Raw genomic sequence first — 22,719 nt, forward strand, 5'->3', positions numbered from 1 at the left:
ATCTAACCAAAAAAAAGCCGAAGCACTGAGATGCATCGGCTTTCCTTTTTTGGATCGTTTATAACTTAGCTATGCGTTTGCTCACCTTTTGGTGTGCTTTGGTTTGGTTGATAGTGCAAAATCACCATTGAGGTGGGTGACAGCAAGACTTCGCCTTCAGCATGTCCTGGGTTGAGGTTACGTACGTTTGTATCACAGATCGTCACCCACTCTTGCTTTCGCTCATTGGGGAGTTTAAAGCGCGCTGTGGCGTTAGTTTGGTTGATGAGGTAGACCAGTTCTTGTCCTTCTTTACCGATACCAAGGTGAAGTGCGACAGAGCTTAAACGGTTCCAATCATCGTGCTCCATTAAGCGACCGTCTGTACGGCGCCAGAAAATACGGTTGTTATTGCGGTTTTCGCCACTGAAAGCTCGGATAAATGGCACCATGTATTGATTTCGGTTGGCGACCATTTGTGACATCCATGCTTTGAAATGTTGCTTACGTTCTGTCTCTTCCCAGTTCAGCCAACTGGTTTCGTTATCTTGGCAATAGGCATTATTGTTACCGCCTTGGGTGTGAGACAGAACATCAGCAGTGAGAATGTGTGGGATACCGAAGGCAAACAGCAAGCTAGCAATAAGGTTGCGTTTTTGCTTCTCACGCGTGGCGATGATCATCAGATTTTCGGTCTCGCCTTCAACACCGTAGTTTTCTGAACGATTGTCGCCGTGACCGTCGCGATTTTCTTCGCCATTGGCTTCGTTATGTTTGTGCTTGTAAGACACTAAATCTTGCAGTGTGAAGCCATCGTGATACGTGATGTAATTTACGGTGAGTTTGTATGGCCAGTTCGCTGCACTATAAATGTCACGAGAGCCCATTAATCGAGTGGCAAACTCTTTTAAATAGCCTTGATCACCGCGCCAAAAACTGCGGGAAATATCACGCAGTTTGTCATTACATTCGTTCCAACCAAATGGAAAGTTACCCACTTGGTAGCCATTTGGACCAATATCCCAAGGTTCGGCAATCAATTTGGTTTCACGCAAAATTGGGTCTTGCGCAACGGCTTTAAAGAAAGCTGCTTCTGGGTTGTAATCATCGCCCTGTCGACCTAACGTTGCAGCCAAGTCAAAACGGAAGCCATCGACTTTAAATTCGCTAACCCAGTAGCGCAATGTATCCATCACAAGGTTTAAGGCTGGTTGGTAGGTGAGATCCACTGTATTTCCGCAGCCAGTGTAATTAGCGAAGTGGTTGCCATGTTTGATGTAAAAACAGGAATCGAGGGCCTTCAGGTTGAAAATTGTAGGCCCTTCACCACCTTCAGCAGTGTGGTTGTAAACCACGTCGAGAATCACTTCGATGCCGTTTTTATGCAATTCGCGAATTGTTGTTTTTAATTCCGTAACGGCGTCTTGTTCTGCGTAGCGCGGATCGGGCACCATAAAGAGATAAGGGTTGTATCCCCAATAATTGACCTTTTCCATCTCTAGTAGGTGAGGCTCATGCATGCATGCTGCGACAGGTAGCAATTGCAGCGTGTTGATGTTTTGCTGTTTGTAAAAGGCCAGCATTTCAGGTGATGCAAGACCTAAGTAGCGCCCCTTCAGCTTGTCTTCAACCTCTGGGTGGCGTTGGGTAAGCCCTTTGACGTGGGTCTCAAACAACACCATCTCTTCTCTGGGTATACGCGGGTGAACCGTGTTTTGCCAGTCAAAATCATCTTCGATAACGACGCACTTCGGCATATCGAAACTTTTGGCTGGAGAGTAGGGAGGGTGATAGTGGAGGGCTTTATCTATTGATTTTGCGTACGGATCAGAAATTAACAGTGGCTCGTCCTTGTGGGAGACAAGATAACCGTATTTTTGCCCCGGCTTAATATCTGGAATAAAAGTATGAAGTATGCCAGCGTATTCATTCGGTAAACCGTGAAGCTCGTAGCTGCCATCGTCTGCAAACAATGCCAGTTGAATGTCTTTTACGCCCGGAGCATGAATAGAGAAGTTACAGCCTTCTTTATTCAATGTTGCGCCCAGCGGGTAGGGGCGAGAGAGAAGTCGTGTCATCGGAGATACTTTATTTAATATTTATTGCTACCTTTAGGAAACTATAAGTTAAAAACTTTGTCTTACTAAGGTCAACCACCCTAAATATAAAAATATTCGTGTAATTTAATTACTTTATGTGACGGCTTAGAGTCAAAAATATGAAATGGCTATCACTTTGTAGCGGCTCAAAACCGAACAAACTTACTAATTCCTCCCTAGATTGGTGATCTGACTCGAAAAAACACCATTCGGTAAATTTTCTACTCCCTTCTCATCCCCCTTAAATTAGTTTAGGGCGGAGGAAGTCATCCTTGTACGCCTCGGGTAATCTCACAACTGTTGAAACAAACGGGGATTCGTTCCCATCTTACCTCTCTTTCTTTAGGTGTGTTTTTACTGCCTATATTCACCTAAAAGAGTGAGCAGGGAAGACAGAATTATAAATACCCTTAATGGAGTTAAGAATGAAAAAAGTAAGTGCAATTGCTGCTGCTGTAGCTGCAACTTTAGCTGCTGGTTCTGCATTCGCAGTGGATTTCCACGGTTACATGCGTGCTGGCGTTGGCGTGAACGCTGACGGTGGTCAACAATTAACATTCGAAAAGAACAAGATCGGTCGTCTAGGTAATGAAAGCGATATCTACGGCGAGATTCAACTAGGTAAAGAAGTTTACAACAACAACGGCAAAACGTTCTACGTAGACTCTATGGTTGCAATGACTTCTAACGGTTCAAACGACTGGGAAAGCACTTCTGCTAACTGTGGTTTGGATAACGGCGAAGTGAAATGTGTAGACGATGCACAATTCGCACTACGTCAGTTCAACGTTCAAGCTAAAGGCCTACTAAACTTTGCTCCTGAAGCAACGCTTTGGGCAGGTAAACGCTACTACCAACGTCACGACATTCATATCTCTGACTTCTACTACTGGAACATCTCTGGCGCGGGCGCTGGTGTTGAAGGTATCGAAGCTGGTCCTGGTAAAGTTTCTTTCGCTTGGGTTCGTAACGACCGCGGCGATATCGCAGACCCAGGCAACGATGGCGGCGCAACAAACGTAAACACTCTAGACGTACGTTACGCAGGTCTTCCTCTATGGGACAATGGCTCTCTAGAAATGGGCTTGAACTACGCAATTCTTAACGAAACTGACGCTGCGCCAAACGGCACTAAAGATGCGAAAAACGGCGTAATGTTCACAGCAGAATTGACTCAAGGTCTAGACGCTGGTTTCAACAAAACAGTGCTTCAGTACGGTACTGAAGGTTACTCTAAAACAATGGCATTCTACGGCGACGGCAGCTGGTACGGCGCAGAAGCTGACAACGGTGCATCTGGTTACCGCCTAATCAACTGGGGTGTAATCGGCATGGGCGACAGCTGGGAAATGGGTCACCAGCTAGTGTACGGTGTTGGTGAAGACATGTGGGCTGGCCAAGACAAGTGGGAAACAATGTCTGTTGTTGTTCGTCCAATGTACAAATGGGATGACAACCACAAAACTATTTTCGAAGCTGGTTACGCTATCGACGATAACGACGGCGAAGAAAACAAATACGGTAAGCTAACTGTTGCTCAAGCATGGTCTGCTGGCTCTAGCTTCTGGGCTCGTCCTGAGATCCGTGTTTACGCTTCTTACCTAACGGCTGACAAAGAAGACAACTCAAACACATTTGACAACGGTCGTTCAGACGATACGTTCCAGTTCGGTGTACAAGCTGAAGCTTGGTGGTAATCATCTAACCACTAAGTCCTAAATTGTCCTAGAATGATACAGCCAGAACTTATCTGGCTGTATTTATTTAAAAAACAATAAAGAGTCGAGGTAGACAGTAATGAAAAAATGGCTTGCTCCCGTACTGCTGGGCATGTTGGCTACTGGTTGTGCGTCTGTAGAACAAGTAGAGATGAGTCCAAAAGGTCAGCAACAAGTGATCACGCAATCGGGTGATATTCAATGGGTACCGCTTAACGTGCCTGTGGTTACTGAATTCGCTTTGACTGATAAAAGCCAAATGTTGTTGGATGGTAACAGTGCTGGCGCTATTGCAGCGTTTGCTCTTCCAGGTAACCGTGGCAGTCTCGATATCAAATTAGAGACATTCGTAAGTAAAGAACTTCAATTTTATGCTCCTAATGTCGCAGTGATGAACTCGGCAGGAGAAACCATTTACCAAGCAGATTTTTCAAAGTTTAAGTACGAACCAGCAAAACTGTTGGACAATGATAAATTCGTACTTGATCTCAATGTGATTCCAGACATGACAGGTAACGATCTGCATGTGTTGGTTTACACGACTTCCGCCGATCTAAAAGGAAGTACACAAGTTTTACACCCTGCAAAAGCCTTCGCCATGGCGCGCCACACTCAGCCGCCAGATATTGCAGACCCTCTAGCGAAACATAGCCCACTTGGTCAGTTCCGCTTTTCGGTATCCGCGAATGATATTGTGAATACTAAGATTGTTGCGAAAAACGATAACATTCCCCAAGGTACGGACCTTACTAGCTACTACTACAGCTCAATTGAAGCAGCAGTCGCAGCGAATGATATTCCGAAAGCGCTCACTTTGCTTGATGAAGCAAAAGAGCTGGGTATCGAAGGTGCGCAACAAGTGTTTGTGAAAGCCGTAAATAGAAAATAATCAGATAAAAAAGGTCAGCGAAATGCTGACCTTTTTCATAGAAAATAAACCAATAAAAATACCCCTACATAGAGTTACCTTATTCACATAATTATTTTTATTACTTTGTTTTTTATATAGGTTGGATCAATAATTAATGGCAGTTCCTAACTTATTTTTTGTACTTAGGAAATAAACAAACTTCTCGAAGTGATTTAAATTCGCAATCTGACGATATTTATTTGGCGTTTGATATTTCCATTTTAATAACGATTAATATTTCTTTTAACCGTTGAGTTTATTTTGCTTTGGATATACTAAAAAGGAATTACGTGAAATGAACATGATGAAGACCTCTCTTGCTGCTGCTCTACTTGTTGCCTTAGTGGGTTGTCAATCGACTGCAGAACCAGAAGCGGCCGCAGAGCCTGTTGTTAATATGTCTCAAGACGAAGTGGTTGCTTTCATGAAAGCGTGTGACAACCCAGATAGCACAGCGAAAGGACCTATTTCTAAACCACTATTTGTGGTGGGTACTTTTGCGGATTCCGATTGGAAACACGTGCCTCAGCGTCAATACACCTACAAAGGGAATAATTTCTACCAAGCCGTGGTTCAAGAAAAAGTAGGCTCCTACAAAATGCAGTACGCGACCGAGTTGTGGTTCCCACAATTTACCGCAAAAGGTAATAGAATGAACGTTGGTGAATTAACACCATTAACATTTGGTGGTTACGGTACGGATACTTCGGTTGATATTAAAGAAGATGGTAAATATGTATGGAGTCTTCAGTTTGAAGGAAAAGGCAAACCTGTTCATGTCATGGTAAATAAGTGCCAATAATATTCCATTCAGTTATTTAAAATCTATTTTTATTTATTAACCCCTGCATGAAACACATGTCGGGGTTAATTTTATTACTCAAATTTCCGTAGTTTATTTGAGTAAGTTAGGGAGAATAAAATGCGTAATATCCTACGTAACCATCGCCTGTCTCGATCGTTGCTTGCGTTAAGTGTGATTGGTGCTTTATCTGCGTGTAATTCTTCTGGTGGTGGCGACACTAATAGCAGCACTCCGCTACCGGATACCAGTTATGCTTGCCAAGCCAATGTCATGGCGCAAAGTAACCAACTTCGTACTTATCAAATCATGGTAGAGAGTTTTGTGGATGGTGATGCGAGCATTGGTCACGGTACAGGTTATGGCACCAGCCATCATAACGGCGATTTGCAAGGAGTGATTGATTCACTCGATTACATCCAAGATTTAGGGATGAACGCGATTTGGTTGACGCCAGTTTTTGAATCGGAAGCGATAGCGGGCCAAGAACACTGGGCCGATCGTCTGGATGCCACGGGCTACTTTGCAACGGATTACTTCACCATTGATCCACGTTTTGGTGATTTAGAAACGGCGAGAACCTTGGTCGAGGAAGCACACAAACGCGGCTTATACGTGTTTTTTGATGGTGTATTTGGTCATCACAAAGATGGTTTGATCAAACCATCTCCTTCCGGTTTGTTGCCATCGGGATCGAGCAATCCCGTTGATTACCCGGCCAGTCTCGATTTCTACAAAGAAGTGGCAACGTATTGGATCAAAGAACTGAAGATTGACGGCTGGCGTTTAGATCAAGCCTATCAAGTTCCGACAGACGCTTGGACACAACTTCGTAAAGCCGTCGATGAAGCCTCACAAAGTGTGACGTACACCAATAGCAAAGGCGAACAAGTGAATCCGTTGGGCTATATGGTGGCAGAGATTTGGAAAGGGGAGTCTGAAATCGCGAATGAGGCGTATGGATCGAACAGCGATCCAGCATTGTGCTCTGCGTTTGACTTCCCTATGCGATATCGCATCGTTGAAACTTTGGCCGTGAATGAGAGCGGCGTGGGTGGTCGCGGTGCGGATTGGTTAGACAACGGCTACAGCACACACAACCAATATCCAACACATGCGCAGTCGAATTTGATGATCGGCAACCATGATTTAGTGCGCTTTGGTGACTTGTTACAGCGCGGAAACTTGGCGGATGTGAATGATGCAGAATATTGGTTACGCCATAAAGCCGCGTTTGCTTTCCAAGCGGCGTACACAGGGCCAATCACGTTGTACTACGGTGATGAAATCGGGGATCAAGTGGATGGTTTTGCCGTAAAAGAAGACAACAGCACCTGCGCCATTCAAGGTTTGTGCGATGATCACGTTGCGCGCAGCAGTGCGAAAATTGAAGGCGTGACGGCGACGCTTGATGCAAACCAAGCCGATCTCAAATCTTATGTGACATCGCTGATGACAATGCGCGATGCGCATCCTGCACTTTATCAGGGGTCACGCACGAATTTAGTTGCGAGTAACGGCAGTTATGTGGATTTGAAACAATCTGGTTCGGACAAAGTCTTGTTTGCGCTAAATACCTTAGAGAGCGCTAGAAGCGTCACTCTTACTCAGGAGAGTGTTGGTACTGGTGAGTTGGTGGATTTGCTCACGAATGAAAAAATTACTCCGAGTAATGGTCAATATCAGATTCTGATGTCGCCACTACAAGGACGATTCTTTGCGGTAAAACCTTAAGGAATTATTCAGAATTGATGCTCACCAGTTGAGCTGACCACAAGCTTTCTTATAAACAAGCCAAGTGTTGTTGCTGACCCCCATAGGCGCACACTTGGCTTTTTTCTGTCTGTTTTACTTTTCCCTTAATGGTTTTGCGACGATGTAGCCAACAAGTTGCTTCGCTTTTTGTATTGGCGTTTGTTTTCAGCAGATGGATATTTGTGAGATAAGCTGCACATTAAAAAGTAAATTAACACTTGTGCAACGTAAAAATGTGACTGAAGGATTACTTATGCCCCACTAATATGTTTATCGTGTTTGGGATTTATATAACTAATGGAAAAGTATAATGAAATCCATAACGAACTCCCTCTGTCTCCTTGCTGCTGTTAGCTCGCCGTTTGCATATAGCCAAATTATCAACGGTGACTTTGAACAGTGGAATGGCAATGTACCTACGCAGTGGTCAGAGATTGACGCTGGCATTGCAGTGTCGCCAAGCAGCGAGCAAATCAAATCGGGTGGTCTGGCTGCCCAGGTCGTCGTGAATACAGGTACCCAAAGCAACACCGACTTTTTGCAAACCATTAATGTGGAGCAAGGGAAAACCTATCCGTTTTCTGTCTCGGTTTATCATACCGAAGGAAATGTAAAAGCACGTCTGGTGGTTGATGGTTATCACAATTACTCGAACCCACAACAGATAAACCAGTGGCAAGAGCTTGCGCACAACTACACAGCGAGCTCGAACAAGACCATCAACGTCGGTTTGCGTTTTTACGATGAAGCCAGTTTTGATGGCTCAGAAGTTGTCTACGTCGATAATTTTCAACCGACTGAGACGAGTACACAACCTCCTGTAGAAAGTTGTAGTGATCACCAAGTGGTCTTGACTCTCACAACAGATAATTATGGTTCAGAAACTAGCTGGACGTTAAAAAACAACCAAGCTGAAGTACTGTTTTCTGGTCAGGGATATGAGTCAGCAATCACCATTGAAAAGAGCATGTGCTTAGCTGACGGTAACTACCAATTCACGATTCAAGACGAGTATGGTGACGGCATTTGTTGTGGCAGTGGCGCGGGGTCGTACACGCTGACTGAGGGAGATAAGACTCTTGCTTCTGGCGCTGAATTCTCGAAAAGTGAAACCACCGATTTTAACTTAGGTGACACAACGACGACCCCACCAGTGGTTGATGGTTACTATCAAGCGGCATCTGGTAAGACGGGATACGCTCTAAAAACAGCGTTGTTTAACATTATCAATAATCACTCCAGCCGAGGCTATTCTGCGGTCTGGACCTTGGTAAAAGATGCCGATATTGATCGTTATTATGAAAATGATGGCTCTATTCTCGATATGTACTCTGAAAAGCCATCTGCTAGCGATACAGTAAGCTTTACCAAAGTCACAGACCAATGTGGCCAATACAAAACGGAAGGGGATTGCTACAACCGTGAGCACTCTTTTCCGAAAAGCTGGTTTGGCGGTAAGGTTGAGCCGATGAACTCAGACGGTCATCACTTGTTTGCGACTGATGGTTATGTAAACGCGAAGCGCAGTAATTGGCCATTTGGTGAAGTGGGCACCGCGACCTACGTGTCTAGTAATGGCTCTAAACTTGGCCAAGCAAGCACTAGTCTGGGCTACTCCGGTACGGTGTTTGAGCCGATTGATGAGTTTAAGGGCGACTTCGCCCGTGCTTATTTCTACATGGCGACCCGTTATGAAAATGTTGTAGGTAATTGGGAAGGTAACTCAAGCAATGCGGATGCTGTCCTTGATGGTTCAAGTTCGACGGTTTTTGAACCTTGGGTGTTAAACATGCTTAAGCGTTGGCACAAAAATGATCCCGTTAGTGAAAAAGAACGAAATCGCAATCAACAAGTGTTTGATTTTCAGGGCAATCGTAATCCATTCATTGATCATCCTGAGTTTGTTGAACAGATTTGGGGAAACTAACACCTTTTTGATTTTGGTATCCACCATTTAGTGACGCCAACAAAACAAAGGGGAAGCGTGATGCTTCCCCTTTTTCATTACGGATGTTTTTAAATGAAACTAGTTTTTGGTTACCGTCACGATTGGCGCCGACTTGTCAGCCGCGTTGAAGTGGAAGTTGTAATTTCCTGCTTCTGCAATCGCAATTTTCAGGTTTGCACTACCGCCACCGACTTCCATCGTTAGCGCTTTACCAAGCTCAACACTGCCTTCGCCACCGAAGTTGGTGTCTGCTGCCCAGTCTGCGCTCGCAACTTTCATCTCGTAGTTGCCCGCCGCTAGGGTAATGTCTAGCGAGTAAACGTCATTTGCTACATAGCTGAACTTCGCAGTTGAGTCTTGTGCTGGAGCATCCCATGTAGTGATAGTGCCACGTAAGTAAAGTGCTGTTTCACCGAATGTTGGTGCATCTGCTGACTTGGTCACTGACACGACCGGTTTTTCTACGCTTTCATCTTGAACATGTAGCGCGTTCAGAGTGAAGTTGTACTTACCTGTTTCAGCAACAGACAGCTTACAGTTACCTTCTGAACCTAAGTCTAGTGAACCAGAAGCTATATTCGCAATATCACAACCGATGTTTGGATTTGCCCAACCAGAGTCCGCGAATTTGAACTCGTGTTCACCAGCTTCAAGAACGCCAGTTACAGAGTACATACCGTTGCCAATAAAGGTCATCGCCCAATCACTGCTATCAGACCACTCGTTCATCGTGCCTTTCACGTAAACAACGGTTTCGCCGTAAGGAGGAATGCTCGATACGTCTTTGTTATCCGTGTTTACTGGTAGGCCAGCACCTTGTGCGCCGTTTTGTGGCTGCACGAATACCGCTGTTGTCAGTGCTGGTACTGTGAACGTTTCATTGGTGAAGCTTGCACCTTTCACGATGTCATCCGCAGAGTTTTGTTGAACTTCATGTAACTCGAAACCAGTTGCGCCAGCAACTTTGAAAGACTTCTCAGTTGATGTTGAGTTCACAACGGCCACGACAGCATCGTAGTTCGAATCTAAATCGGCACCTGCTGATGTACCATCGTCGATAGACATCACAATCAAGCCTTCCACTTGGTCTTTCCCTACGTTGCGGAAGTCCACACGGTTCATCACTTCTTGCGCGGTATCTAGGCGGAACAGTTCGCTTGTGCTACGGATTTTTAGTAGCTCTAGGAATTGTTGCTTAGTCAGCTCGATGTCGGTTGAATCTGGTTTCGCCGTGCTGTCACCAACGATGGTTTTGATCAGCTCCCAGTTTGCACCGTCTTTGTCTTCACGTGGTAGACCAACGTTCCAGTTATTGTCGCTTCCGTCGAAGAATACACGGTTGAACCAGTCACCAGAATCGTACGAGTCGCGCTGCATGGATTTAGAGCGCAATAGCTCAGAACCCATGTGGATGAATGGAATGCCTTGACCAAGCATCACCGTTGATAGGGACACAGCCTGCATACGTGCACGCTCGGCAGATGAAGTGCCAGTCGCAATCTTGTAGGCGTTGTTATCCCACAATGTTTGGTTGTCGTGCTTAGACACGTAAGAGATGTTCTCTGATGGCACTTTTGTGTAGCCTGCAGGCGCACCATTGTAATCAACGTTCTTACCCAGTTTGGTTTCGCCTTTGTAATCAAGAAGGATGTAGTCAGCCAAGTTACCAGCCATACCTAGACGAACCAGATCTTGGTTGTGTAAACGACCATTCACCGATTCTGCGTCAGTTTTGGTTTCTTCGTTAGGGTAAGCAGCATTACCAAAGCCTTGGTTAAAGCGAAGTGGGTGCTTACCTTCAGAATCTACACCGCCATCAAACGGGCTTCCGCCACGAACTGCGTCACGCAGACGATCAGAGAAAGTACCGATTTCTGTCCCTGCCATGTTGACTTGTGTCGCCTGATCGAAGCGAGCGTTTTGCGCGACTTCACCAAAGTCCCAACCTTCGCCGTAGAACAAGGTATTCGGGTCAATTTCACGGACTTTTTCAAGTGCGTAAACCATCACATCTTTCGGCTGGTGGCCCATAAGGTCAAAACGGAAACCATCGACTTTATAGTCATCCGCCCATACCATCAATGAGTCAACCATTAGTTTACCCATCATCAAGTTCTCGGTTGCGGTGTTATCACAACAGGTTGAGTTTTCGACGCCGCCAGTGTTGACGTTTAGGCGGTGGTAGTACCCAGGGACAATCTTATCCAGTACTGATTTTTCGTTCACACCAGATGCATTTGTGTGGTTGTACACGACGTCCATGACCAGTTTCAGATCCATTTTATGCGTCGCTTGAACCATTTCGCGGAACTCAAGAATACGCTTAGACCCGTTAGGATCGGTCGCATAACTGCCTTCCGGCACGGTGTAGTGGTAAGGGTCGTAACCCCAGTTGAAGCTGTCTAGCATGCGAAGATCGTTCATCAACGCTTGTGCTTTGCCCGTTGTTGGGTCGTAGCTATTTAATACCTCTTCAATTACTTTGCCGTCATCTTCGGTCTCACAAATGGAGGCTTCTGGCTTGATGCCACAAAGTTTACCCACGGTGTCGGTGATATCGACTCGCTGGTCAGCGTCTTCATCCACGGTTGCAATATCAAATGCTGGCAAGATATGTAGCGTTGTTAGGCCAGCATCTTTTAAAGCTTGTAAGTGAGATACAGACTCACGCTCAGGTTCTGTAAGCGCCAGATATTTGCCATCAAGACTTGGTGTGCCTTTGCTGTCGTTAAAGCTGAAATCACGAATGTGTGACTCGTAAAGGACGTGGTCTTCGTCTTTTTTAACCGTTGGGCGTGCGTAGTTTTTCCAATCTTGAGGCATTAAGCTTGGATCATCTAAATCAACCACTTGCGAGTATCGTGAGTTCTTAGACAAGCTCATTGAATATGGGTCTGTTACCAAACGCGTTTCAACGACGCCAGTTGTTGGGTGGTATACCTTAACTTGGTAGCGATAGTATTTGTTGACAACGTTGCTTTGTGCCTCAGAAACCCAGATACCTGTTGCTGGGTCTTCCGTCATGGCAACGGTCGCTTCTTCTGCTAAGTTTTCATCGTAGATTATCAGATCAACATCTTGGGCAGTTGGTGCCCATAGTTTGAAGGTTGCGGCACCGCCTTCCACAATCGCACCGAGTTCTTGACCGATCGCGTTACCTGTCTTGGAATCGGCAAACACCGCATCCAAAACGCCCGGTTTTTGCACTTCAGTTGCAGAAATGACGTCACCATTTGCGTTGTAAGCCACCATAACGATTTGTGACTTCAGGATCGTACGCAAGGTCGCGTCATCGACATCGATACCCGCAGCTTGAAGGCTAGCAAGGTGACGGAAGCGTGATTTCAGACCATCAGACAACTCACCAGCCTTTGTCAGCTCAACCGCTGTACCGCCAGAGATTTGCTTATCTTCATCCATTTTGATGTCATTGCTAAGGCTGTAGAACAGCTTCATGGAATCCGCATTGGCCGCCGCTTCCCACGCGATGGTGTTGGCATCTAGCCAATGCGCTTTTTGACCATCAATATCAACAGGGCGTTCTTCGATTGGCTCGTAGTAAAGCTCACTGCTGCCGTGGAAGCCAAACAAACCTTTCGATTCGCCGATTTTCGTCAGCTCCACTTTTGAGTTTGCACTGCCGAATGCTTTCTCATCACCTTTGTGCAGAATGAAGTTCATGCATTCGTGTGGGTCAGAGGCATCTGGGTTCACTTTCAGTACGTAGTAAGCACCGTAGGTGTCGTTGATGCCATCGAATGGGTGTGGCGCAGACCAATCCGTTCCTGTTCCCGGAATGCCCATTGCGTCTAAATCTGTGCTGGTACAGCCCTCACCGTTCCATAGGTGCAAGCCCCAACCTTCGTAGTCGCTTGCTGTTGAAGCTGATGCTACATCACGTTTGTAATAAATGACGACTTCGTTCTCTCCCGCAGGGTACAAGCCTGAGCCAGGGTTCGTCGTATCTTCGTTCGTGCTATCACTACCACAACCGCTGATTACCGCGACGGAAATCAAAGGCAGTACGGTTTTGGCAATTGTTGATAATTTAAATGTCTTATTGTCCACGTTTACAAATCCATTGTTATTGAATTGATATTGAGCTGCGCGCTGCCTTCGCTGACTCAATCATCAAGAAGGTTTTGCACACGCTAGAAAGGCAGATGCCAAAAAAGGAAATGTTCAATTAGATGCTAATACACTGAATCATCAGCAAAATGTGAGAGCAGGCTGTTAAGTTTTTTACAGATGCAAATTTTCTGTCACAGTCGATTTTGTTCACAAATTAAATAATAAAACAGGCGCATAGTGAGAGATTCTGCACATCATTAAAATGTAAATTTTTATGGGATGAGTAAGGGGGGATGATAGGGGATGAGAATGTCTCAGCCCCAAAACCGTGATTAAGTTCTATAAAAATGAGGGCTATATTTTTCTTTTAAAAATAAGTTGCAGTGATGTTGAATAAAATACCGCCATTAAGTCTTCGCAAGCTTCAGATTTTCGCTAAGTGGTCGTTATATAATGAAGGTAGTCGGCGTTATGTCGGCGCGTAATCATAAGATTTCCCTGAAAGGGAGTTGAATTGGGCCCTGAAACCAAAAGAGGCTATTTATGAGTAGTATGGGCATTGCCATTGCGGCAACTGGCCTTTCACTCGTCCTGATATTTGTGTGGATGATCTCGTTGTCGATGCGGAAACAGAGACTCGAGGCAGAGAGGAAAGCTCGCGAAGCCGCTTATCGAAAGGCGATGCATAAAGCGCGAGAGCAAGAGCGTAAAGAGCGAGAGTTCAAAGCAGAAACCGGGCATATCCCCACCATTTTATTTCTAGCGAAAGAAGCCGAAAAGGACAACATTCGTCAAGCGCTGTATTGGTATGATAAAGCCGCTAAACTGGACAACGTGACGGGGATGTACGGCATTGTTCGCTTAAGTGAACGCATGCGCGAAGATGTGATTTTAAAAGAGCAGGCAAACTTCTGGCGTACCGCAATTGCGGGAATGGAAGGGGATACCGAAGCGAAATTTTCGACGGGCAAGGCCTTGGTCTTTGGTCGAGGAACTGAAAAAAATATCCCAAAAGGTAACCAACTGATTGAAACTGCCGCCGAAGAAGGCTGCATTGATGCCATGATTTATATGGGGGAATGGCAGCTTTCACCAGACAATAGTGCAGGACGCAGTGCAGATGCGCTTTACTGGTTTATGAAAGCGGCGGAAAAAGACAGTGCAGATGGCAAGATCCAAGTCGGCTTATGTTACCTAAATGGCATTGGTACAGAAAAAAGCATGGTTAAAGGTTGCTACTGGCTGGAACGGGCCGCGGAAGGTGGCAGTGCTAAAGCGATGTATCATGCTGGCGAAGCGTGGAAGGATAAAGGTAAAACGGGTAATGCAATTGCTTACGTTTGGCTGTTTCTTGCTGCCAATATGGGCTACCAACCTGCACGTACGTTGCGTGATGAAGTGGCAACCAATATTGGTGTTGATGTTGTCGTTGGATTGCAGTCCATAGCGAAGCCGTTGCAAAGAAAGCTGGCATCAGGCATGGTGAGAAAGCACTCTATTATTCGAGCCCTTAACAAAGTGTACAAACGCGAAGCGTATTTTCCTGCGGAAGAGGAGCTCAATGCGGTGTTGAATGATGAGAATAAAGACGCCTCCGAAGCTTGGGAGGAGACATCAACACTAGATTTTCAGCCTAACATGACAACGGTAACAGCAGAAGACCAGGCAAGCACATCGCCCAACGAAAAAAAACTCTCTAAAGATGCGCTCGATTTCACTCAAAACTTCCTTCAGCCATAACCTATCTTATCCAGAAGCCTCAAGATTGAGGCTTTTCTTTTGCTCTTTTGCCAGTATCTCTATCAGTCACGACAACAGAATGTAAACTTACTTAAGCAGTCATTTTACTGATGTGCATACTATTTATGCGATTTTTCAACATATTTTTAGTACTTAACTAAGATGGGATCTGTGTACCTTAAAAAAGAGGTTTTTCCCTCTTTATTTACTTCCGCTATTGGGCTTAGATCAAGCCTTTTCAATTGATAGTAATAATGATTGAAGAGCAAGTGCTTGATGCCCCGATTTATAGATGAATAGTACTCATTACTTTATCTAATAATGTAAATTAAAAAATGTATTATAAATCTTAAATTGTTCTTTTATATTTAGGTGTTGATTATTGATTTTATGATTAATTAGGCGCAAGATAACGTAAAAATAAAATAGCATAGTTAATATGCAGAATTACACTAGGAAGTAACTTTTTCATTACATGTTTCATAATAAATAGAGATAATTTTTTATCTCTGTTTTTATTTATATTAGAGATTTGTGTATGTTGAGAATCATTAGTGCAGATAAATTTATCTCTTCAAGGTTTATCTTAGAGTACAGTAAGGCTGAGTTCGCTTCTTTATTAGGTGTTTCCGTCGCTAAAATAAGTAATATTGAAAGTGGAAAATCTTCAATCCCCCCGGTGTATGATTACGCCATTAATTACTTGTTGAGTGAACATCCATTTAAAGATAGTGCTGTTGATGCTTTATGCTCTCATGAAACGTTAAACTTTGCTCGTCGTATTGACGTCAATACCAAAGTAAAACGCTTGTCCTGTAAGCGTTGCGATAGCCGTAGACTGCACGTTATGGCTGGCATGAGTGGCTTGTATTTTGTCGAGTGCATGGATTGTAAACACACTATGTACTCGTCAGGCATGTCTGTAAAACGTTATCAGCAATGGTCGAATGATGGAGTCAAACTAGATAGTCATTTATTTAATTGAATTGTGTTTCCTTTGCACCTAAAGTAAAAAGCCATCAATACATGTGTTGATGGCTTTTTTATTATGTGTTTAAATTTAGTTAAAATTAAAATATTTATCATTCCTAATAATATAGTCCTAATAATTATATAGTGATGGAAATCTCAAAAAATTATTTTCTTGATATTTTATTTCTAACAACAATGGCTGTGGTCACACAATTTTTAATTATTTTTCCTTTTAAGCCTGGTTTCAATATCATTGGGCTATCAATTGGAAAGTGATGAAGATCGCGAAATTTTAATTCGAGAAAATAAGACTTTTAAATATGAAAATTTAATCACGAAATTTGTTTTTTGAATTTTAAATATCGTTTTCGTTTGTAATATCTGTACCTGTCAATTTTAAAGAACAAAAAAGAGATATTCCAAATGAAACGTTTAATTATAGGTGTTAGTAATTACATGCCAGAAGACTTCAGTTTATTAGCTGAATCTTTAGATGAACAATTTAATCGTCATTTACAACCTTTAGAGCAAGTTGAATTAACCGACGTTGGTGCGGCTATTATTACTTCAGCAGACATTAAAGCAGGTCTGCATAAAATGATTTCTGAAACGGGTTACGGTATTCCAGTTTTCTTAGTAACGGATGAAAACCCAGTTTCGGCAGAAGATTACGTTTGGCTAACTGGCGTTATCGATTTAGAAAGACAATCTATTGAGTACTACTGTCGTCAAATCAACGAAGCGGTAACCAAGTACGAATGTCGTCTGCTTCCTCCTTTCTTCAAGCAATTAACGCACTATGTTGAGATGGGTAACTCAGCGTTTGACTGTCCGGGACACCAAGGTGGTCAGTTCTTCAAAAAACACCCAGCTGGTAAACAATTCTACGATTTCTTCGGCGAAAACCTGTTCCGTAGTGACTTGTGTAACGCGGACGTGGATTTAGGTGACTTGCTGATCCACGAAGGTTCTGCACACCAAGCGCAAGCGCACGCTGCAAAAGTATTTAACGCGGACAAAACTTACTTCGTACTCAACGGTACTTCTGCTTCAAACAAAGTGGTGTGTAACGCGCTAGTAACTGAAGGTGATTTGGTACTGTTCGACCGTAACAACCACAAATCGAACCACCACGGTGCGTTAATCCAAGCGGGTGGTATGCCAGTTTACTTAGAAACGGCGCGTAACCCTTGGGGCTTCATCGGTGGTATGGATGAGCACTGTTTCGATGAAGAATACATTCGTGCTCAAATCGCGAAAGTGGATCCAGAACGTGCACGCGATGAACGTCCTTTCCGTCTTGCTATTATCCAGCTTGGTACTTACGACGGTACTATCTATAACGCTCGCTACGTGATGGATAAGATCGGTCATCTTTGTGACTACATCCTGTTTGACTCTGCGTGGGTTGGTTATGAGCAGTTCATCCCTATGATGAAAGACTGTTCACCACTGCTGCTGGATTTGAAACCAGAAGACGCAGGTGTGATCGTGACTCAGTCTGTTCACAAACAACAAGCTGGTTTCTCTCAAACATCGCAAATCCACAAAAAAGACCGCCATATCAAAGGTCAAGCTCGTTACTGTAACCACAAACGCTTTAACAACGCGTTTATGATGCACGCATCGACTTCACCATTCTACGCACTGTTCTCTGCGCTTGATGTGAACGCGAAGATCCACGACGGCGAAGCCGGTCTGCGTTTATGGCGCGATGCGGTTAAGACAGGTATCGAAGCGCGTAAAGAAATCCTTAAGAGTTGTGAATTGATTCGTCCGTTCATTCCAGACGAAGTCGAAGGTCAACCTTGGGGCAGCTACGACACTGACGTGATCGCAACGAACAAGAAATTCTTCATGTTTGAGCCAAACGCAAGCTGGCACAAATTTGAAGGTTACGGTGAAGGTCAATACTTCGTTGACCCATGTAAATTGTTGCTAACTACTGCGGGTATTGCAGAAGACGGCAGCTACGCAGATTTCGGTATTCCTGCAACGCTATTGGCGAACTTCCTTCGTGAAAACGGCATCATCCCTGAGAAGTGTGACTTGAACTCTATCTTGTTCCTACTCACTCCTGCGGAAGATATGGGTAAGATCCGTCACCTTGTGGCTCAAATTAACCGATTCGAAAAATTCATCCGTGATGATGCGCCTCTAAGTATCGTACTTCCAAGCGTCTACGAAGCGAATAAAGAACGCTACCGTGGCTACACCATCCGTCAGCTATGTCAGGAAATGCATGACATGTACAAAGAGCTGAACGTGAAACAGCTACAAAAAGCGATGTTCCGCAGCGAGTACTTCCCACAAATGGTTCACAAACCAGACGTGGCAACACGCAAATACTTCCGTGGTGAATGCGATTACCTACCACTTAAAGAGGCCGTTGGTCGCGTAGCCGCTGAGGGTGCACTTCCTTACCCTCCAGGCATCATCTGTGTGATCACTGGTGAAATCTGGACCCCACACGTGGTGGATTACTTCCTATCTCTAGAAGAAGGCATTAACCGCTTCCCAGGCTTCGCGCCAGAAATTCAAGGTGTGTACCTTGAAGATGTTAACGGTCGCACTACCGCACATTGTTATGTCCTAAAAGATTAATCTACCCGTTCGCACCACGCTCCGGCGTCGGTGCGAACCGCTTATTCGTGGAGAATAATTTATGAGTACTGAAACTAAAAAAATGTCGGTGGTGCAGTTAACCATTCTGACATTCATCAACATGGCCGGCTCCGGCATCATCATGCTGCCAAGTAAACTGGCGCAAGTGGGCACCATTTCTGTGTTGTCTTGGCTGATCACGGCGGCGGGCTCTTTGGCGTTGGCTTACGTGTTCGCAAAATGTGGTCGCTTTAGTAAACGTGACGGCGGTATGAACGGTTACGCGTCTTATGCATTCGGTAAATCGGGTGCATTTATGGCGGGCTGGACTTACGGTTTGTCACTCCTTATTGCGAACATTGCGATCGCGATTACTTGTGTGGGTTACGGCTCCGCATTCTTTGAAGTGACCCTATCTCCGGTCGAAACCTGTTTGTACACCATCGCCATTCTTTGGATTTGTACTTTCGCTAACTTCGGTGGTGCGAAAATCACAGGTCAAATTGGTACATTCACCGTGTGGGGCGTAATCCTACCAGTGTGTTCATTGGGTATTGTTGGTTGGTTCTGGTTTAACCCAACCATGTACATTGAAGCTTGGAACCCACACAGCTTGCCATTTGGTGAAGCAGTGAGTGCTTCTATTGCGATGACGCTATGGGCATTCCTTGGTCTTGAATCAGCTTGTGCGAACTCTGAAGCGGTAGAAAACCCAGAGAAGAACGTACCAATCGCAGTTCTGGGCGGTACACTAATCGCGGCTGTGGTTTACATTGTATCGACAAACATCTGTTCTGGTATCGTTGCAAACTCTGAGCTTGCTGCATCTACAGCGCCATTCTCAACTGTATGGACAGTGATGTTAGGTTCAGCCGCTGGTAAAGTGGTTGCGGGTATGGCGGTATTGGCTTGTGCGGGCTCTCTATTGGGTTGGCAATTCACTATCGCGTCAGTGTTCAAATCGTCTTCTGATGCTGGCTTCTTCCCTAAATTGTTCTCTCAAGTGGACAAACGTGGTACGCCAATCAAAGGTATGATCGCGATTACTATTATCCAATCTGTATTGTCTCTAATGACGATCTCTCCAACGCTGAACGAGCAGTTCGAAGCGCTGGTTAACCTAGCGGTAGTAACAAACGTTATTCCTTACATTCTATGTATGGGCGCAATCTTCATCATGCAGCAAGTGGCACACGTGCCGGAGCGCGAGATGAAAACCACCAACGTTATCGCTCTGATTGGCTCTCTGTACAGCTTCTACGCGCTTTACGGCTCCGGCTACGAAGCGATGATGTGGGGCTCTATTGTAACCTTCCTAGGCTGGAGTGCTTACGGTCTGATTGCTGCGAAGCATGAGCCTTTAGCAAATTAAAAAATAATACTGAAAGAGCCTTCCCAAACGCGGTGTGGAAGGCTCTTTGTTTTTAGGCATTTACGCCAAATCCAAGTCAGCTCAAAGTATTTGAGGCTAGACATCCAATGACGTGAAAACTCATTTTCGACATTTGGAGGACGAAAGATGATAAGTCAACCTGTTAAAATCGGTGACGATACCGCCGTAGTCATTCCAAGCGCAATCCTGGCTCAGCTCGGGATAAGGGAAGGAGATACCCTAGAAATCGCACTGAATAAAGACAAAATGGAAATTAAGAAGATGGTGTTGAAAACCAGCACTCCAACTTACTCTGAAGATATTGAGGAGAATTGAGTTAGAGAATCTTGGTTTGTCGGATACACTACTGGTTTCGCAAAACTGGCGCTTGCCGCTGTCTTTGAACTATCGATAACTACAATAAGAGGTAAGGTACTATGCAAGGTATCCTCTCTATACAATCTCATGTTTCTTTTGGTCATGCTGGTAACAGCAGTGCCGTTTTCCCAATGCAACGCATGGGTTTCGAAGTATGGCCGATTCATACCGTTCAATTTTCTAACCACACACAGTATCAAGAAGGCTGGACTGGGCGAGCGTTTGCGGCTGAAGACATCAGCGAGTTAGTTCGTGGCCTTGGTAACATCGGTGCATTGGAAAAGTGCCAAGCGGTATTGACGGGCTACCAAGGTAGCGCAGAGCAGTGTCTTGTTGTTGAAGATACCGTGACGAAAGTGAAGCAAGCGAACCCGAACGCACTTTATGTTTGCGACCCTGTGATGGGCGCGCCAGACAAAGGCTGCATTGTGGCTCCGGGCATTGCTGAAAATCTTCTAACGCGTTTGATGCCAATGGCGGACGTGATCGTTCCGAACCAATTCGAGCTAAGTCAATTTGCTGAGATGGAAATCCACTCACTAGACGATGCGATCACCGCATGCCAACGTGCGCTAGAGAAAGGTCCAAAAGTGGTGCTAGTTAAGCACCTTTACTGCCTAGAAAATGGCAGCTTCAACATGCTATTGGCTACGCAAGAAGGCATTTACCTTGCGAAGCGTCCTCAATTTGAGTTTGCTAAACAACCTGTTGGCGTGGGCGATCTTATTTCAGCTATCTTTACCGCGGGACTCTTAAAAGGCTGGTCTCCTAAACAAGCTTTCCAACATTGTCACGACGCGTGTTACGGGGTGTTGAGTGCAACGTACCATGCGGGTGAGTGGGAACTGCAAACTATTGCTGCGCAGCAAGAGTTTGTTGAACCAAGCAAACACTTCCTGATTGAAGAAGTGGCTTTGGTCACCGCGTAATTGAGCGCAATTAAACAAAAAAGGGGAGCCATCATCGGCTCCCCTTTCTATTTGTTCTGTCAGTCTTACTGAGCTTTTTGCTGCTCTGATTTACAAACTGCTGCTGTAAAGACAACGTCTGTTGAGCTGTTTAGCGCAGTTTCTGCAGAGTCTTGAATCACACCGATAATGAAGCCAACCGCTACAACCTGCATTGCTACGTCGTTTGAGATACCAAACAGGCCACACGCAAGTGGGATAAGTAGTAGAGAGCCACCTGCAACACCTGATGCGCCGCATGCAGAAACCGCAGCTACAATACTTAGAAGTAGCGCAGTCAGTAGATCAACTTCGATACCCATAGTGTGCACAGCTGCAAGCGTTAGTGTTGTGATAGTGATTGCAGCACCAGCCATGTTGATGGTCGCACCTAGAGGGATAGATACTGAGTATGTATCCTCGTCCAGTTTTAGTTTCTCACATAGTGCCATGTTTACTGGAATATTCGCCGCACTTGAACGAGTGAAGAACGCAGTTACACCACTTTCACGTAGACAACGGAATACAAGTGGGTAAGGGTTTTGTTTGGTTTTAACGAACACGATCGCTGGGTTTACAACGAGTGCGATGATCATCATTGCGCCAAGAAGAACCGCCAGAAGGTGTGCGTAGCTTGCTAGTGCGCTAAAGCCCGTTGTCGCAAACGTTGAAGCAACCAAGCCAAAGATACCAAATGGTGCAAGACGAATGATAAAGCGCACAATGTGAGACACGCTGTGGCTTAGATCTTCAAATACGGCCTTCGTTGTTGCCGATGCGTGGTGTAGTGCAAGACCCAGACCCACACCCCAAGCAAGAATGCCGATGTAGTTTGCTTCTACTAGTGCATTTACTGGGTTGTCGACCAGTTTAAACAACAATGTGCGTAGAATTTCAGCAATACCTTGAGGAGGCGTTGCACCTTCAGCGCCGGTGACAAGCGTTAAATTGGTCGGGAAAAGGAAGCTTAGAACCACTGCTGATAGCGCCGCGAAGAATGTACCCATCAGGTACAGTACAACGATTGGGCGCATGTAAGTGTGTTGGTTTTTCTTTTGGTTTGCAATTGAAGCGGCAACCAAAATAAACACAAGGATTGGCGCGATCGCTTTAAGCGCACCGACAAAAAGGCTACCAATTAATCCCGCGCTTTCGGCATGGCTTGGAGAAATTGTCGCGAGCAAAATACCAAAGACGATACCGACAAGGATCTGGACGACGAGGTTACCACGAGCATATCGGGCAACGAGGCTGTTGTGTTGCATACATCATTCCTGCAAATTTATGCCAGAGTGGCAGGGCAATAGTCCATCATTACACGGCGATAATGCCCTTATATTACAAGGGGTGAGCATTGCTTCTGGTCACTAAGACACATGATTATCAATTATCCTGTTTTTATAAATTCAGCCATTTTCTTGCTG

General features: G+C 45.0%; 14 protein-coding genes. 11 read left to right on the forward strand and 3 right to left on the reverse strand.

Translation table 11 applies throughout. From position 1 onward, the window contains the following. Window positions 1-65: 65 nt before the first annotated feature. Entirely contained in the window at window positions 66-2,057 is a 1,992-nt protein-coding gene (gene glgX / locus R7P67_RS01095) for a glycogen debranching protein GlgX (RefSeq protein ID WP_213885242.1), read from the reverse strand. 446 nt (window positions 2,058-2,503) lie between these two features. On the opposite strand from glgX, the gene R7P67_RS01100 reads away from it, so the two are divergent. From R7P67_RS01100 to R7P67_RS01120, 5 genes are all read left to right on the forward strand, one after another. After that, on the forward strand, window positions 2,504-3,775 hold the full coding sequence (locus tag R7P67_RS01100; RefSeq protein ID WP_005374784.1) for a maltoporin: 1,272 nt from the start codon (window positions 2,504-2,506) through the stop codon (window positions 3,773-3,775). A 100-nt stretch (window positions 3,776-3,875) separates the two neighbouring features. Continuing rightward, entirely contained in the window at window positions 3,876-4,685 is an 810-nt protein-coding gene (locus R7P67_RS01105; protein WP_005374786.1) for a MalM family protein, read from the forward strand. Between the two features lie 316 nt (window positions 4,686-5,001). Next, window positions 5,002-5,508 (forward strand): hypothetical protein, encoded by a 507-nt coding sequence (locus tag R7P67_RS01110; RefSeq protein WP_005374788.1) that lies wholly within the window; start codon window positions 5,002-5,004, stop codon window positions 5,506-5,508. A gap of 120 nt (window positions 5,509-5,628) precedes the next feature. Further along, complete coding sequence (locus R7P67_RS01115) at window positions 5,629-7,242, forward strand: alpha-amylase family glycosyl hydrolase (protein WP_262653218.1); 1,614 nt, start codon at window positions 5,629-5,631, stop codon at window positions 7,240-7,242. 331 nt (window positions 7,243-7,573) lie between these two features. Then, on the forward strand, window positions 7,574-9,190 hold the full coding sequence (locus tag R7P67_RS01120) for an endonuclease (RefSeq protein WP_213897494.1): 1,617 nt from the start codon (window positions 7,574-7,576) through the stop codon (window positions 9,188-9,190). Window positions 9,191-9,289: 99 nt separating this feature from the next. On the opposite strand, the gene pulA is transcribed toward R7P67_RS01120, so the two are convergent. Beyond that, window positions 9,290-13,279 (reverse strand): pullulanase-type alpha-1,6-glucosidase, encoded by a 3,990-nt coding sequence (pulA, locus tag R7P67_RS01125; RefSeq protein WP_239938921.1) that lies wholly within the window; start codon window positions 13,277-13,279, stop codon window positions 9,290-9,292. 546 nt (window positions 13,280-13,825) lie between these two features. On the opposite strand from pulA, the gene R7P67_RS01130 reads away from it, so the two are divergent. The 6 genes from R7P67_RS01130 to pdxY all read left to right on the forward strand — a co-directional run bounded on the left by R7P67_RS01130 (window position 13,826) and on the right by pdxY (window position 21,277). Further along, entirely contained in the window at window positions 13,826-15,022 is a 1,197-nt protein-coding gene (locus R7P67_RS01130; protein ID WP_213873745.1) for a tetratricopeptide repeat protein, read from the forward strand. Window positions 15,023-15,560: 538 nt separating this feature from the next. Next, window positions 15,561-16,007 carry a helix-turn-helix transcriptional regulator gene (locus tag R7P67_RS01135; protein WP_005374797.1) on the forward strand — a complete coding sequence of 149 codons (447 nt, stop codon included), beginning with the start codon at window positions 15,561-15,563 and terminating at the stop codon, window positions 16,005-16,007. A gap of 410 nt (window positions 16,008-16,417) precedes the next feature. After that, a complete protein-coding gene (speF, locus tag R7P67_RS01140; protein ID WP_011106546.1) occupies window positions 16,418-18,598 on the forward strand; it encodes an ornithine decarboxylase SpeF in 2,181 nt (726 codons plus the stop codon). A 61-nt stretch (window positions 18,599-18,659) separates the two neighbouring features. Beyond that, window positions 18,660-19,970 carry a putrescine-ornithine antiporter gene (potE, locus tag R7P67_RS01145; protein WP_005374814.1) on the forward strand — a complete coding sequence of 437 codons (1,311 nt, stop codon included), beginning with the start codon at window positions 18,660-18,662 and terminating at the stop codon, window positions 19,968-19,970. 147 nt (window positions 19,971-20,117) lie between these two features. Further along, entirely contained in the window at window positions 20,118-20,306 is a 189-nt protein-coding gene (locus R7P67_RS01150; protein WP_005458312.1) for an AbrB/MazE/SpoVT family DNA-binding domain-containing protein, read from the forward strand. 101 nt (window positions 20,307-20,407) lie between these two features. Then, on the forward strand, window positions 20,408-21,277 hold the full coding sequence (pdxY, locus tag R7P67_RS01155; RefSeq protein WP_213962302.1) for a pyridoxal kinase PdxY: 870 nt from the start codon (window positions 20,408-20,410) through the stop codon (window positions 21,275-21,277). A gap of 65 nt (window positions 21,278-21,342) precedes the next feature. On the opposite strand, the gene sstT is transcribed toward pdxY, so the two are convergent. Further along, on the reverse strand, window positions 21,343-22,560 hold the full coding sequence (sstT, locus tag R7P67_RS01160) for a serine/threonine transporter SstT (RefSeq protein ID WP_005374821.1): 1,218 nt from the start codon (window positions 22,558-22,560) through the stop codon (window positions 21,343-21,345). Window positions 22,561-22,719 lie beyond the last annotated feature (159 nt).

It is taken from the genome of Vibrio sp. Vb0937, from assembly GCF_033338855.1.

Excerpts from the sequence above, each read along its gene's own strand:
- glgX (WP_213885242.1), bottom strand. The coding sequence starts at position 2,057 with ATGACACGACTTCTCTCTCGCCCCTACCCGCTGGGCGCAACATTGAAT.
- R7P67_RS01100 (WP_005374784.1), top strand. The coding sequence starts at position 2,504 with ATGAAAAAAGTAAGTGCAATTGCTGCTGCTGTAGCTGCAACTTTAGCT.
- R7P67_RS01105 (WP_005374786.1), top strand. The coding sequence starts at position 3,876 with ATGAAAAAATGGCTTGCTCCCGTACTGCTGGGCATGTTGGCTACTGGT.
- R7P67_RS01110 (WP_005374788.1), top strand. The coding sequence starts at position 5,002 with ATGAACATGATGAAGACCTCTCTTGCTGCTGCTCTACTTGTTGCCTTA.
- R7P67_RS01115 (WP_262653218.1), top strand. The coding sequence starts at position 5,629 with ATGCGTAATATCCTACGTAACCATCGCCTGTCTCGATCGTTGCTTGCG.
- R7P67_RS01120 (WP_213897494.1), top strand. The coding sequence starts at position 7,574 with ATGAAATCCATAACGAACTCCCTCTGTCTCCTTGCTGCTGTTAGCTCG.
- R7P67_RS01130 (WP_213873745.1), top strand. The coding sequence starts at position 13,826 with ATGAGTAGTATGGGCATTGCCATTGCGGCAACTGGCCTTTCACTCGTC.
- R7P67_RS01135 (WP_005374797.1), top strand. The coding sequence starts at position 15,561 with ATGTTGAGAATCATTAGTGCAGATAAATTTATCTCTTCAAGGTTTATC.
- speF (WP_011106546.1), top strand. The coding sequence starts at position 16,418 with ATGAAACGTTTAATTATAGGTGTTAGTAATTACATGCCAGAAGACTTC.
- potE (WP_005374814.1), top strand. The coding sequence starts at position 18,660 with ATGAGTACTGAAACTAAAAAAATGTCGGTGGTGCAGTTAACCATTCTG.
- R7P67_RS01150 (WP_005458312.1), top strand. The coding sequence starts at position 20,118 with ATGATAAGTCAACCTGTTAAAATCGGTGACGATACCGCCGTAGTCATT.
- pdxY (WP_213962302.1), top strand. The coding sequence starts at position 20,408 with ATGCAAGGTATCCTCTCTATACAATCTCATGTTTCTTTTGGTCATGCT.
- sstT (WP_005374821.1), bottom strand. The coding sequence starts at position 22,560 with ATGCAACACAACAGCCTCGTTGCCCGATATGCTCGTGGTAACCTCGTC.